Origin of the sequence: Mariniblastus fucicola (genome assembly GCF_008087665.1) — a bacterium.
In the GTDB taxonomy this organism is placed as follows: Bacteria; Planctomycetota; Planctomycetia; order Pirellulales; family Pirellulaceae; genus Mariniblastus; species Mariniblastus fucicola.
The window spans coordinates 1,661,740-1,673,601 of record NZ_CP042912.1 but is presented as its reverse complement, the minus strand read 5'-3'; the positions used below and the strand labels follow the sequence as shown (position 1 = coordinate 1,673,601).

The 11,862-nt window shown below is 51.7% G+C and carries 18 protein-coding genes; 16 read left to right on the top strand and 2 right to left on the bottom strand.

From position 1 onward, the window contains the following. The first annotated feature begins 2 nt into the window (after positions 1-2). The 15 genes from rpsS (at position 3) to secY (ending at position 8,051) form a co-directional block, all read left to right on the top strand. Positions 3-272, top strand: coding sequence for a 30S ribosomal protein S19 (gene rpsS, locus MFFC18_RS06125; protein ID WP_075084392.1), 270 nt, complete (start codon positions 3-5; stop codon positions 270-272). Between the two features lie 47 nt (positions 273-319). Then, entirely contained in the window at positions 320-667 is a 348-nt protein-coding gene (gene rplV, locus MFFC18_RS06120) for a 50S ribosomal protein L22 (protein WP_075084427.1), read from the top strand. A gap of 54 nt (positions 668-721) precedes the next feature. Further along, entirely contained in the window at positions 722-1,429 is a 708-nt protein-coding gene (gene rpsC, locus MFFC18_RS06115; RefSeq protein ID WP_075084393.1) for a 30S ribosomal protein S3, read from the top strand. Beyond that, positions 1,368-1,784 carry a 50S ribosomal protein L16 gene (rplP, locus tag MFFC18_RS06110; RefSeq protein WP_075084394.1) on the top strand — a complete coding sequence of 139 codons (417 nt, stop codon included), beginning with the start codon at positions 1,368-1,370 and terminating at the stop codon, positions 1,782-1,784. Before rpsC ends, rplP begins: the two co-directional genes overlap by 62 nt. A 94-nt stretch (positions 1,785-1,878) precedes the next feature. Then, on the top strand, positions 1,879-2,121 hold the full coding sequence (gene rpmC, locus MFFC18_RS06105) for a 50S ribosomal protein L29 (RefSeq protein ID WP_075084395.1): 243 nt from the start codon (positions 1,879-1,881) through the stop codon (positions 2,119-2,121). Between the two features lie 40 nt (positions 2,122-2,161). Further along, entirely contained in the window at positions 2,162-2,482 is a 321-nt protein-coding gene (rpsQ, locus tag MFFC18_RS06100; RefSeq protein ID WP_075084396.1) for a 30S ribosomal protein S17, read from the top strand. Between the two features lie 77 nt (positions 2,483-2,559). After that, positions 2,560-2,928 carry a 50S ribosomal protein L14 gene (rplN, locus tag MFFC18_RS06095; RefSeq protein ID WP_075084397.1) on the top strand — a complete coding sequence of 123 codons (369 nt, stop codon included), beginning with the start codon at positions 2,560-2,562 and terminating at the stop codon, positions 2,926-2,928. A 116-nt stretch (positions 2,929-3,044) separates the two neighbouring features. After that, positions 3,045-3,602, top strand: coding sequence for a 50S ribosomal protein L5 (gene rplE / locus MFFC18_RS06090; protein ID WP_075084398.1), 558 nt, complete (start codon positions 3,045-3,047; stop codon positions 3,600-3,602). A gap of 46 nt (positions 3,603-3,648) precedes the next feature. Then, positions 3,649-3,834, top strand: a complete 186-nt coding sequence (locus tag MFFC18_RS06085) for a type Z 30S ribosomal protein S14 (RefSeq protein ID WP_075084399.1) — start codon at positions 3,649-3,651, stop codon at positions 3,832-3,834. 19 nt (positions 3,835-3,853) lie between these two features. After that, positions 3,854-4,249 (top strand): 30S ribosomal protein S8, encoded by a 396-nt coding sequence (gene rpsH, locus MFFC18_RS06080; RefSeq protein ID WP_075084400.1) that lies wholly within the window; start codon positions 3,854-3,856, stop codon positions 4,247-4,249. 62 nt (positions 4,250-4,311) lie between these two features. Continuing rightward, positions 4,312-4,857, top strand: a complete 546-nt coding sequence (rplF, locus tag MFFC18_RS06075; protein WP_075084401.1) for a 50S ribosomal protein L6 — start codon at positions 4,312-4,314, stop codon at positions 4,855-4,857. 117 nt (positions 4,858-4,974) lie between these two features. Then, the gene (gene rplR, locus MFFC18_RS06070; RefSeq protein ID WP_075084428.1) at positions 4,975-5,343 is read left to right on the top strand and encodes a 50S ribosomal protein L18; all 369 of its coding nucleotides are present in this window, start codon (positions 4,975-4,977) and stop codon (positions 5,341-5,343) included. A gap of 15 nt (positions 5,344-5,358) precedes the next feature. After that, positions 5,359-5,859, top strand: a complete 501-nt coding sequence (gene rpsE, locus MFFC18_RS06065) for a 30S ribosomal protein S5 (RefSeq protein ID WP_075084402.1) — start codon at positions 5,359-5,361, stop codon at positions 5,857-5,859. Beyond that, complete coding sequence (rplO, locus tag MFFC18_RS06060; protein ID WP_075084403.1) at positions 5,856-6,350, top strand: 50S ribosomal protein L15; 495 nt, start codon at positions 5,856-5,858, stop codon at positions 6,348-6,350. Before rpsE ends, rplO begins: the two co-directional genes overlap by 4 nt. Before the next feature lie 321 nt (positions 6,351-6,671). Further along, the gene (gene secY, locus MFFC18_RS06055) at positions 6,672-8,051 is read left to right on the top strand and encodes a preprotein translocase subunit SecY (protein ID WP_075084405.1); all 1,380 of its coding nucleotides are present in this window, start codon (positions 6,672-6,674) and stop codon (positions 8,049-8,051) included. 747 nt (positions 8,052-8,798) lie between these two features. On the opposite strand, the gene MFFC18_RS06050 is transcribed toward secY, so the two are convergent. Beyond that, positions 8,799-10,013: a hypothetical protein gene (locus tag MFFC18_RS06050; RefSeq protein WP_075084407.1), complete on the bottom strand. Its 1,215-nt coding sequence runs from the start codon at positions 10,011-10,013 to the stop codon at positions 8,799-8,801. 197 nt (positions 10,014-10,210) lie between these two features. After that, positions 10,211-10,423, bottom strand: coding sequence for a hemin uptake protein HemP (hemP, locus tag MFFC18_RS24820; protein ID WP_168211074.1), 213 nt, complete (start codon positions 10,421-10,423; stop codon positions 10,211-10,213). A 224-nt stretch (positions 10,424-10,647) separates the two neighbouring features. Between hemP and MFFC18_RS06040 the strand changes: the two genes are divergently transcribed. Then, positions 10,648-11,733: a DUF1559 domain-containing protein gene (locus MFFC18_RS06040; RefSeq protein WP_075084408.1), complete on the top strand. Its 1,086-nt coding sequence runs from the start codon at positions 10,648-10,650 to the stop codon at positions 11,731-11,733. The last annotated feature ends 129 nt before the right edge of the window (positions 11,734-11,862 follow it).

The following is an 11,862-nucleotide window of genomic DNA, read 5'->3' as shown; positions in this document are numbered from 1 at the left end:
CTATGAGCAGATCACAGAAAAAAGGTCCCTACGTGGACGAGAAGCTTTACGCCAAAGTGGAAAAAGCGGAAGCAGCGGGATCGAAAGAACCAATTAAGACTTGGGCTCGTTCATGCACAGTAGTGCCCGAGTTCATCGGTTACACCTTCATGGTCCATAACGGACGTCAACACATGAAAGTTTACGTAACTGAAGACATGGTCGGTCACAAACTCGGTGAGTTCGCAGCGACGCGAACTTTCCGTGGACACGGTGGCGGCAAGAAGAAGTAGTGATGTGCGGATTGCGTTTGCAGTCTGCCAGAACCCGAGAACAAATCATGGCTTTTGAATCAAAATTACGATACGCGAAAATCAGCGCTCGCAAGGTCCGTCCTTTGGCAGACCTGGTTCGCGGTCAGTTCGTCGATGACGCGCTCGACATCCTCAGGTACCAGCCTCACCGCGGTGCCCGGATGCTTGAGAAAACCATCAAGGCGGCACTGGCGAATGCTCAGGATCCTGAGCAAAACCCGGGACGTATTGTTGATGAGCATCGACTGATTGTGTCGGAAGCCTGCATTGACGGCGGTCCGATGTTCAAGCGTGTTCGTCCTTGCGGACGTGGCATGGCGAGGATGATCCTCAAGCGACAGTCGCACATCCGTATCAAGTTGGAAGAAGTTTAACTTTCGATTGGCGGGCCAGACTGGTCGGCCTTAGAGAACGAAAACGAGAATACTATGGGTCAAAAAGTTAATCCGGTTGCTTTCCGCTGTGGCGTCATGGAGACGTGGAAGAGTCGCTGGTATGCATCGAAAGGTGAATTCGCTCAATTCCTTCTTGAAGACAAGAAGATCCGCGACTTCATCAAGAAGCATCCAACGCAGAATTACAAAGCGGCTGGGATCGACAAGATTGAAATCGAGCGAACGCGTGACGAAGTCAAGGTCACACTGTTTGTTGCTCGTCCGGGTTTGATCATCGGTAAAAAAGGTCAGGAAGTCGAACGACTTCAAAACGAAATTCAAAACCTGGTCGGTCGTCGAATCAATCTGAAGATTGAAGAAGTTAGCCGACCGGACATGCAAGCACAGTTGGTAGCCGAGAAAATTGCTGAACAGCTGACTCGACGATCAAGCTTCCGACGCACAATGAAGCGTGCAGCGGAAGAGTCAATGGATGCTGGTGCCAAAGGCATCAAGATTCAATTGGCTGGAAGACTTGGCGGGGCAGAAATGGCTCGTCGCGAAAAACAGATTAGCGGATCCATTCCACTGAGTACGCTTCGTGCGAAAATCAATTACGGTTTCACCGAAGCACTAACGGCTCAGGGCCACATCGGCGTTCAGGTTTGGATTAACCAGGGTAACTACGGAGACGAAGACAATGGCGCAGATGCCAAGACGGGTCAAGCATCGAAAAGTCCAAAGAGGTCATATAAAAGGTAACGCCACCCGAGGCAACAAAGTTGTCTTTGGTGACTACGGCCTTCAAGCGCTTGATCCCGGTTGGTTGAAAGCGCAGACCATCGAAGCTGGACGTATCGCTGCTCAACAATATATTCGAGGCGAAGGTAAGCTCTACATTCGCGTCTTCCCACACCGGTCGATCACATCGACTCCGTTGGAAACGCGTATGGGTAAAGGTAAGGGCGAGCCTGAATACTGGGTTGCAACTATCAAACCTGGAACGATCTTGTATGAGATCGGTGGTGTTGGTGAACAACAGGCAAAGATTTGCTTTGCCCGTTTGGCTCACAAGATGCCGTTCAAGGTTCGCATGGTTAAGCGACTACCTATGTAAGTGTGTGGCTTCGGCTACAGACGATGTGGAGACGGCGTTGGCCGTCGCAAAATAACGAAACAAGATTAACGACCAATTTTCAAGAGACTAAGTCATGGTCAGCATGAACGACATTCGGGACATGGACGAAGAGCAGATGGAAGCCACTCTCAAAGAGTGCTACCAACAGCTGTTTCGTTTGAAGGTGAAAGCTCAGACAGATCGTCTGGACCAACCTTCGGAGTTGTCGCGGAACCGAAAACTGGTTGCACGAATCAAGACCGTTCAGTCGGAGCGTAGAAATGCTGCAGCGAAAGCTGAGCCACAAGTAGAAACTCAGGCGGAAGCCGAAGCGTAGCATCCACTGCAACGAGCAAACTGGAATCAGGTAAGACAAAATGCCAAAACGAGTAGTCATCGGTCGCGTGAAGAGCGACAAAATGTCAAAGACACGGGTCGTGGAAATTCCGCGTACTGTCAAGCATCCGAAGTACGGAAAATACTATCGCGATCGCACGACTTGCTATGTGCACGATGAGAACAACGAATCCAATGAGGGCGATACCGTCCAGATCATCGAATCGGCTCCGACGTCGAAGAAGAAGCGTTGGAATCTGGTCAAAGTGATCGAAAAGAGTCGTGAAGTTGACGTGGTGGCAATGCGTGCTGCTCGTAAGCAGAAGGAACTCGAAACAGAGAGTGCCGAAGGCGCTTCATAAACAATACAAGCACGAAGCGCAAGCGAGTGAGTCGGAAGTTGGAGCCATTGCTCCTCAGTCGATAGTGAAGAACAAAAATGATTCAACAAGAAACAAGATTGCAGGTAGCTGATAACACGGGAGCCCGTGAGATCATGTGCATCAAGGTACTCGGGGGTTCGCGCCGCCGCGTTGCTGGCCTTGGTGACATTATTGTCTGCAGTGTGAAGAGCGTGATTCCCGGTAGCGACGTGAAGAAAAAGTCGATCGTCAAGGCTGTCATCGTTCGCACCAAGAAAGAAACTCGTCGACAGGACGGATCGTACATTCGATTCGACTCGAACGCCGCAGTTTTGATTGACAACGACAAGAACCCTCGCGGAACTCGTATCTTCGGTGCAGTTGCTCGTGAACTTCGAGAGAAGAACTTCATGAAGATTGTCAGCTTGGCCAACGAAGTGATTTAGTTTACGTGACGCCTTTCACGCGTCGCAGACAATCAAACCAGACACGCAAACAAAACAACCATCCACTGAATAATTTTGGTCTACTCGCGACCATAATCACCAGGGAAAACAAACAAATGATTCCGCGACTTAAACAAAAATACCGAGACGAAATTCTTCCGGCATTGCCTGAGAAGATTGGGCGCAAAAACGTCCTTGCTCAGCCAAAGATGGAGAAGATCGTTATCAACATGGGTGTTGGCGAAGCAGTGCAAGATAAAAAGCACCTCGCTGATGCTGTGGAAGCTCTTGGACTGATCGCTGGTCAAAAACCGGTTATCACCAAGGCACGCAAATCGATTGCGAACTTTCGCCTCCGCGAAGGCCAGTCTATCGGTTGTAAGGTGACGCTTCGCGGCGATCGCATGTACGAGTTTATGGATCGACTCTTTGCGTTGGTCCTGCCTCGTGTGCGTGACTTTCGCGGTGTTAGCTTCAAGGCTTTCGACGGTCGAGGAAACTACAGTCTGGGATTGAACGAGTACGGAGTTTTCCCCGAGCTCAATCCTGACAAATTCACCCGTAGCCAGGGCATGAACATCGTGTTTGTGACCACGGCTGAAACTGATGACGAAGGACGGGAACTGTTGCGTCAGTTCGGGATGCCTTTCAAGGACCAGACGGCGAAAGCCTAGTTTGTAGTCCGGCAAAAAACACTAAGCATTATTAATAGGTTGTCTTGTGGCAAGAAAATCGAAAATCGCAAAAGCGAATCGAAAACCCAAATATCCCGTTCGTCAGGAACGGCGCTGCCAACTATGTGGCCGTCCCCGCGCGGTTTACCGAAAGTTCGGTATCTGTCGTATCTGTTTCCGAAGTCTGGCCGAAAAGGGCCAGATTCCGGGTGTCCGCAAGTCCAGTTGGTAGTGAATAAGGAACAATCATCATGATGACTGACCCCATTGCCGATATGCTGACACGCATCCGCAACGCTGTAAGCGTTGAACGGCCGTCGGTTGAGATGCCTATCTCAAAAGCAAAAATCGGTGTAGCAGAAGTACTCAAGCGAGAAGGTTTCATCTGGGACTGGAAAGCTGAAGAAGCTCAACCCGTTGGATCACTTCACATTGATCTGAAATACGGAAACGCTGGTGAAAAGGTGATTCGCAAAATCAAGCGAGTCAGCAAACCTGGTTGCCGCGTCTACTCGAAGTCAAAAGATCTGCGTCCAATCCTCAATGGAATGGGCATATCGATCCTGAGTACTTCGAAGGGCATGATGAGCGACCGCGAAGCACGTCAACAAAAAGTTGGCGGCGAAGTGCTTTGCGAGATCTGGTAGCCCACTGCTATTAGATCCGTTAATCAACGAAACATACAACAACGCGTCGAAAGTAACTAATCATGTCACGAATTGGTAATAAACCGGTCCCTATCGCTGATGGCGTCAAGGTTTCCGTTGCCGGTCGCCAGTTGAACGTCGAAGGCCCGGTTGGAAAACTTGATATCCAACTGCGTCCAGAAGTTGACGTTACCGTCAAAGAAGAATCAAAAGAAGCGATCGTTTCTCGCAAGGGCGACGATCGAATTGCCAAAGCCATGCACGGGCTGACGCGGGCACTGTTGAACAACATGATCATCGGTGTCAAAGAAGGCTATGAGAAGAACCTTGAACTGCAGGGCGTTGGTTACGTTTGCAATCTTCAGGGGGATACACTTTCGCTGCGTGTTGGTTTGGCAAACGAACTGAAGAAGAAGATTCCTGTCGGACTGGACGTGACCTGTCCTGACCAGACCCACATCAAGGTCAAGGGCTGCGACAAGCAGAAGGTTGGCCAATTTGCCGCTGAGGTTCGGGCACTTAGAAAGCCGGAACCTTACAAAGGTAAAGGCATCCGATACCTTGGAGAGCATGTGAAGATTAAACCTGGTAAGGCGGCGAAGCAGTAGTCGAATTAGCCCAAAGTTGGGCTGGCAAATCGACTGTTACAACGAACATTTTTTCGGCGTCATCATTTGCAACTTTCGCGGTTGCAACATGATGCAGAGAATAAGCGAGACGATCCGGTGAAACACCAAAAAACAATTAACAAAACGCGTTGGCGACGAACCAACCGGGTGCGTAAAAACATCCGTGGTACTGCGGATCGCCCGCGGCTTTCGGTACACCGAACGAACAAGCACATTTACTGCCAGTTGATCGATGATGATCTTGGCAAAACGCTTTGCTCGGCCAGTACACGCGATAGTGATCTTGCTGCGAAAATCGGCAACGGTGGCAATTGCGACGCGGCGAAATTGATTGGCGAAGCCATGGCAGCGAAAGTCGTTGCTGCAGGCGTCAAGACAGTCAAATTTGATCGTGGCCCATACAAGTTTCATGGTCGCATCGCTGAACTGGCAAAGGCCGTTCGCGATGGTGGCGTTGAATTTTAGAGATCGAGGATAATCGTGGCGAAGAAGCAACGAGACGACAGAAAAGAAAAAAACCCGGGCATCATTGAGCGCACGGTCAAGATCAAGCGCTGTGCTGCAGTTGTAAAAGGTGGTCGCCGATTCAGCTTTGCAGCGATGGTCGTTTGTGGTGACGGTAAAGGCAAAGTTGGCTGGGGCTACGGCAAGGCGAACGAAGTTCAACCTTCGGTCGAGAAAGCCAACAAGCAAGCCATGCGAACCATGGTCAAGATCCCGATGGTCGAAGGCGCGATCCCGCATCGTGTCGATGGCCGTTACGGAGCTGCCCGCGTGGTCCTGCTTCCAGCCGGTCCCGGTACCGGTATTATCGCCGGTTCTGCAGTTCGCGCAGTATGCGAAGCAGCCGGTGTAAAGAACATCCTGACCAAGAGTTTCGGCAGCAACAATCCTGTCACTCTGGTTAAGGCAACGATTGACGCTCTGCAAAGCGTCCGAACCAAAGAAGACGTTGCACGTCTTCGAGGAGTGGAACTGTGAGAATTCACGAAGTAAACGAAGGCATCACGAAGTTCAAGAAGCGCAAGCGTCTTGGTCGTGGTACAGGATCCGGGCTGGGTAAAACATCCGGTCGCGGTCACAAAGGACAGCGTTCGCGCTCCGGCCATTCGCAACACCCGACTTTTCAGGGTGGTGCCATGCCGATGATTCGTCGTGTTGCCAAGCGTGGCTTCAACAACAAGTGGGCTCAGCGCGTTGGTGAAGTCAACTTGGGTGATCTTGAGAAGAACTTCGACGCTGGCTCTGAGGTCACACCTGCCACGCTCAAAGAGAAAGCGCTTGCGAACTATCGCTACGACGAACTCAAAGTGCTTGGTAAAGGCGAACTGACCAAGAAGCTGACCGTTTCGGCTCATCGCTTCAGCAAGTCGGCCAAGGAAGCCATCGAAAAGGCTGGCGGAACTTGCGTGGTTCTCGAAACTGCAAAACCAGTCATCAAGAACAAAATGGGTTCGGCCAAAAAGGCTTAAGCCCGGTTACCGGATTGGAAGCAATTTGGAATGTTGAAGTTTTCGGAATGTTGAAGTTTTCGGACTTCGATGACCAGTACATCGCTCCGTGTTCGCCTGTCAGGCATGAATCCGGAGCGTATTTTTTTGGTTCCACTGCGAACCTTGCTGGACCAACCAACTCCACGAGATACATGCTCTTTTGAGCTTCGAAAGACTGCGAACTGGGCCAATTCATATTGAAGGATCCCTGCAAAACGTGGACAATTGTCGCGTTGAAGAATCCAATCTCTTTCGTGTCGGTGTCGGTTAATCGCACGCCACGAAACACAAGGCAAAACCATGCTTGAAAAGCTTCGTACGATTTTCACTATCCCTGACCTTCGCCGTAAGGTCTTGCTGACGATTCTGCTGTTGGCCGTTTACCGGATTGGTTGGCAGATTCCATTGCCAATCATCGATCAGGCTCAGATCTCGGAATTCGCCAAAAGTATGGCCAGCGGATCGATGGGACAGTTTCTGGAAAAGGTCTCTGTCTTCAGTGCTTCCCAGCTGACGCAAGCGACGATTTTCGGCCTTGGAATCATGCCGTACATTTCGGCATCGATTATCCTTCAGCTGCTGGGAACGGTTTACAAACCGCTTGAAGACCTGAAGAAGGAAGGTGAAGCCGGACGAAAGAAAATCACCGAGTACACACGTTATCTGACGCTGGTGCTCTGCCTGCTTCAAAGTTTCCTCTATCTGAAGTTCATGCTGATGAGAGGAGAGCCCGACCTGATCGCGGAAGAGTTTCAACCCGGAGGCAACGGCACGTTGTCCTTGCTATGGCAAGCCAATGCTGTCCTGATCATGACCGGCGGAAGTATCTTCCTGATGTGGCTTGGTGAGCAGATCGACGAATATGGAATCGGCAACGGAATCAGTTTGCTGATCATGGCCGGTATCGTGGCCCAAATGCCTGGTGCACTGTTCGGCTTGATCGGAAACGCAACGATGCGTCTGGAAGGTTTGAACTATGGCGGCAAGATCGGACTGGAGAAGATCATTCTGCTGGTCATCATCTTCGTAGCCGTCGTCGCCGGCGTGGTCTTTATCACGCTCGCCCAGCGGCGAATCCCGACACAAAGTGCCAAACACGTTCGCGGTCGCAAAGTTTACGGCGGAACCCGTCAGTACATGCCACTGCGAATCAATCAGGCTGGCGTCATGCCGATCATTTTCGCTCAGTCGTTGCTGATGTTGCCACCGGTTTTGCTCAGTGGTGCTGGAAGCTGGATGGGAACAGGAACCGTATCCCGTTTCGTCACCAATGTCGGGAATGCGTTGGGGGATTATTCTTCGATGCTATACGTGCTCGTTTACATCGGAATGATTTACTTCTTCTGCTACTTCTGGACAGCGATCACGTTCAACCCAAAAGAGATTTCCGACAACCTGAAAGACAGCGGAACGTTCATTCCTGGCTATCGTCCAGGGCGTCGAACGGAAGACTATCTTGAGAAAGTTCTCGAGCGTATCACGTACGTCGGTGCTGGCTTCCTTTCTTTGATCGCGATTGTTCCGACGATCATCACGCAAACTTTGAGCGTTGACTACATGGTCGCCAGTTTCTACGGAGGCACAGGATTGCTGATTGCAGTAAGCGTCGCGTTCGACCTGGTTCAAAAGATCGACAGCCACCTCGTGATGCGGAACTTCACAGGTTTGCTAGAAGAATAGGATTCACCGAATCCATGACTCATTTTGAGGCGAGTACCGATTGGTGCTCGCCTTTCTTTTGCGCTGTCGGCAGGTTTGCATCAACGATCGAACGGCAGACACGATGTGATGTCGGAGTGAATCAACCTGCCAGTAGAGCACCATCGCTCCCTCATCTACACGTCGTGCCGATTCATAGACTCCGGGTGGGCAGGTCTTTCTACACGCCCGGGTTCGGGGAGGCCGATCTAGAGGCTTGGATTAGTCCTCGATCGGAGGGTGGAAATATCCCAGTCTGTTCTGGTCGTCGCCACAGAGAGCTATTTCGGACAAAGCATAAAGCCGCGTCTTGCGGAATCCGGTGTTTCACCTGCAAGCGATCCTTTTCGGCGAGATGGCACTCGCGGAAAGGTGACGGTTAAATGGCCATCGGAATGTTGATCCGCGGGCGTTGCCTGGGCCCAAACCACAGTCAACTCAACCGGGCAGCCGGCTGTCGAACCGGTACGATAGAGGCTGCAGGCCACATTCCAAGCCGTAACTTAAAATCGCAATCTACGAAATTGCGCGGGCCTGAATCACGAGTAGACGAATTGATCCGCAGGCGATTGCGAAACGCGTGGCCTGGTGCAATGAAATACCTCGATATCCAGCTCACTCAAGTTTGTCGCGGCAGGAACCGTTTCGCGATGCGCGGAACGGCAGCCGCCGAAAGACATGCCGGATCGTTCACCGAGAGGAACGCTGACGACAGGCGGTCGCCGGTCGTTACTTGTCGCCATTCCATTCACTGGCAGTGATCACCCCGTCTTTGTTTTTGTCCTTCGCGTAGAATGCTTCGACTTCTTTCAACGTCCACGTTTCGGCAAACTCAGCCATTTCGATCTGACCGTTCTGATTGGCGTCTTTGTCAGTCAACGGCGGTCGTGCGTTTGGCGATCCGCTGCCCAAAGCAGAAGACGAAGTCCTGCCGGACGACCGGCTGCTGCCCGAACGTTTCGAACTCTCCTGCTTACTTCGGCCCTGTCCCGCTTTTTCGAGGTACGAATCAATTAGCTCAGTTTTCGAAATCACCTTGTCGCCATCAGTGTCAGCTTTCATATCAGGCTTGCGTCGCATGCCTTCGATTTCCTTCTTATCAAGCTTGCCGTTTTTGTCCTTGTCGTAAGTCTTGAACAACCCATCGACATAGGATTCGTACCCTTTTCGGACGTCGCGGCTACCAGTGGTGCTGGAGGTCGTTTTGGCGGTTCCTTTTGAAGTTGTTTTGGGAGCTGTATCTCGACGGCTGCGTGTTTCACGCTCCCGACCACGGTCACGACCGCGACCGCGATCGCGAGTTGACGACGTCGTACGTCGCGAGCTACGTTCACTGCTCCTCTTCGTCTTTGCCTCTTCGCGAGCCTCGTAGCGAACCAGCAGTTCCATTCGGCTAAGCGAACCGTCTTTGTTGGTGTCACTCACGTGAGCCGGCGGATCCGACCATCGCCCCGCCTTGATTTCCTTTGGACCAATCTTGCCGTCCTTGTCCTTGTCATAGCTTTTCAGCACCCAGTCCAACATTTTCTTGGCCCCTTCACTGAACTTTCGTGTCCGGGCTGTTTCAATCGGTTCGCGTTCTTCATCGGTTACGACGAAACGAAGACTGTCACCGGACTCCTGCTCGCGTTCGTCACCACCGACGGCGAACCCCATGGACTGCTGGCCGGGGCGTGGATTTGCCCTTTCGTTTCGACGCTTATCCACTTGCTTGGAAAAGTTCTTGATACTGACCGGCTTGTTCGGGTCGACTCCGGCTCTTTTCAGAAAGCCACGAGTTCGCTCGTCTTTGATCTCGTCAGGGTCGACCTTTCCATTTTTGTTCGTGTCCAGACGCGTCAAAAACTTCTCGACATCGAATGACCGCCGTTCACGTTTCTTTTCCTGAGCGAACGAAAAGTCAGGCAGAGCGACAATCGCGAGGGCGACAGTCAGACAAATCATTGAGCTACTTGAGATTTTCATACGGCTCTTCCGTTGGACACAATAGTTGCACACCATTGTAAACTCCAAATTGAGCTCTCAGTTTCGCCAAATTGGAACTGTTCAGCGTCCGAATCACGGCAGAACGCATTGTCGCGGGAATGCGGAAGAATCCGGCCTCATGGGGCGTTTAGCTCGCCTGGCCACGGAAATGACAGCTACTTGGTCAAAATTAACTTACCCTGCCGGGTACGTCTGAGCCGATAAATTTGGCCACCGCATTCGATCCAGATCTCTTCGCCACAACGAGCCAGTTGTTCGAATGGGATAATCTTTGGCATTCGATCCGCCATACTGCCTGCGGACTTTCCACCAAAATCATGCTCCGGCAGGGCATCAGATTGGGGTTCGTTTTGCGGATCGTTTGGCATCAGGCATCACTGAGTGAATTTGGATAATCGCGGCAGTCACGGTTGTTAGAGCTGATTTAGGCAAGTAACATATGACCTGTCTTAACTGTACGTTTTTTCCGACGACGCAGCAAGCCACCGGTTTGACAGGTCTCGCCTTTCTCCTCAGCCAGCCACGCTCGGAAAGCCACAACTGATTCCAATCGGATCAATTGTGGGCATTCCATTCTTTTGAGGAGCCCTTCATGGTTTATAGAAATCATTGCGCAAACACTTGCGCCGAAACTTCACGCACGCCTGCTGTTTGCTACCATCGTCGCATTGGTTTTACGCTGGTTGAATTGCTTGTGGTCATCGCGATCATCGGAATCCTGATTGGCATGTTGCTGCCAGCAGTCCAATCTGTTCGCGAAGCAGCTAGGCGAATTTCCTGCGCGAACAACGTTCGACAGATGGGGCTTGCGACTCTCAATTATGAATCAGCTCACATGGCATTCCCCGCGACTTGGGCTGCTGCTGGTGATCCGGACACAGGTAACGTCGACGGCTGGTCAGTGCAGGCTCAGATTTTGCCATTCATCGAACAAGCCAATCTCTACAGTGAAATTGATTTCACGCTCAGCTACAACGCAGCCGAAAACGCTTCGGTGAATCTCGGGGGAGTCGAACAGCGACTGGCCACGGCACGTGTCGCAGTTTACCTGTGCCCCAGCGAAGTCAAAGACGAGCTTCGTGTCGACAGCGCGGGTGAGCCATATCACTACCCGCTGAACTACGCGGCCAACGCGGGTGACTGGTTTGTTTTCGATCCGGCGACTCGAAAAACCGGGCCTGGAGCAATGACGACATTTAAGGAGCTTCCAATCAGCTCATTCACCGATGGAACAAGCAACACTTTGTTCTACGGCGAAGTCAAAGCTTACACCCCGTACTTCCGAAACGCATCGATTGCAGGTGAACTTACCAAGCCCGTTGACCCTTTCGACATCGCATCCATGGGGGGCGATTTCAAAACCAATTCCGGACACACTGAATGGGTTGATGGCCGAACTCATCAGACTTCGTTCACCGCGACGTTTGCTCCCAACACGACTGTCCCGTATGCACCAAGCACGGGAGAAGAATACGACATCGACTGGACTAACCAGCAGGAAGGCAAAAGCACAACCGCGTCCACCTATGCGGCCGTGACGTCGCGAAGTTATCACCCGGGCGGAGTGACTGCGGGACGAGCCGACGGCAGCGTGAAGTTCTTTAGCGATAGTATTTCAGCCGACGTTTGGACTGCGTTGTCGACACGCAACGGCGGCGAAGTCGTTAGCGAAAACTAGCAGCAACCAGTTCTCGTTCGCGCGTAGGTCGGAAAACGAGCTGCAGCGTCTGAGAACGGCGACTTAAGTTTGGCGTCTTGGCCAACGATCAAAACTTTGGAGTGCGGAACTCATGCCGAGTCCGGTTAT

Coding starts and splice junctions, on each gene's coding strand:
- rpsC (WP_075084393.1), top strand. CDS start 722: ATGGGTCAAAAAGTTAATCCGGTTGCTTTCCGCTGTGGCGTCATGGAG.
- secY (WP_075084405.1), top strand. CDS start 6,672: ATGCTTGAAAAGCTTCGTACGATTTTCACTATCCCTGACCTTCGCCGT.
- rplP (WP_075084394.1), top strand. CDS start 1,368: ATGGCGCAGATGCCAAGACGGGTCAAGCATCGAAAAGTCCAAAGAGGT.
- MFFC18_RS06050 (WP_075084407.1), bottom strand. CDS start 10,013: ATGATTTGTCTGACTGTCGCCCTCGCGATTGTCGCTCTGCCTGACTTT.
- rplF (WP_075084401.1), top strand. CDS start 4,312: ATGTCACGAATTGGTAATAAACCGGTCCCTATCGCTGATGGCGTCAAG.
- MFFC18_RS06040 (WP_075084408.1), top strand. CDS start 10,648: ATGGTTTATAGAAATCATTGCGCAAACACTTGCGCCGAAACTTCACGC.
- rpsQ (WP_075084396.1), top strand. CDS start 2,162: ATGCCAAAACGAGTAGTCATCGGTCGCGTGAAGAGCGACAAAATGTCA.
- rpsS (WP_075084392.1), top strand. CDS start 3: ATGAGCAGATCACAGAAAAAAGGTCCCTACGTGGACGAGAAGCTTTAC.
- rplV (WP_075084427.1), top strand. CDS start 320: ATGGCTTTTGAATCAAAATTACGATACGCGAAAATCAGCGCTCGCAAG.
- rpmC (WP_075084395.1), top strand. CDS start 1,879: ATGGTCAGCATGAACGACATTCGGGACATGGACGAAGAGCAGATGGAA.
- rplN (WP_075084397.1), top strand. CDS start 2,560: ATGATTCAACAAGAAACAAGATTGCAGGTAGCTGATAACACGGGAGCC.
- rpsH (WP_075084400.1), top strand. CDS start 3,854: ATGATGACTGACCCCATTGCCGATATGCTGACACGCATCCGCAACGCT.
- hemP (WP_168211074.1), bottom strand. CDS start 10,423: ATGCCAAACGATCCGCAAAACGAACCCCAATCTGATGCCCTGCCGGAG.
- rplE (WP_075084398.1), top strand. CDS start 3,045: ATGATTCCGCGACTTAAACAAAAATACCGAGACGAAATTCTTCCGGCA.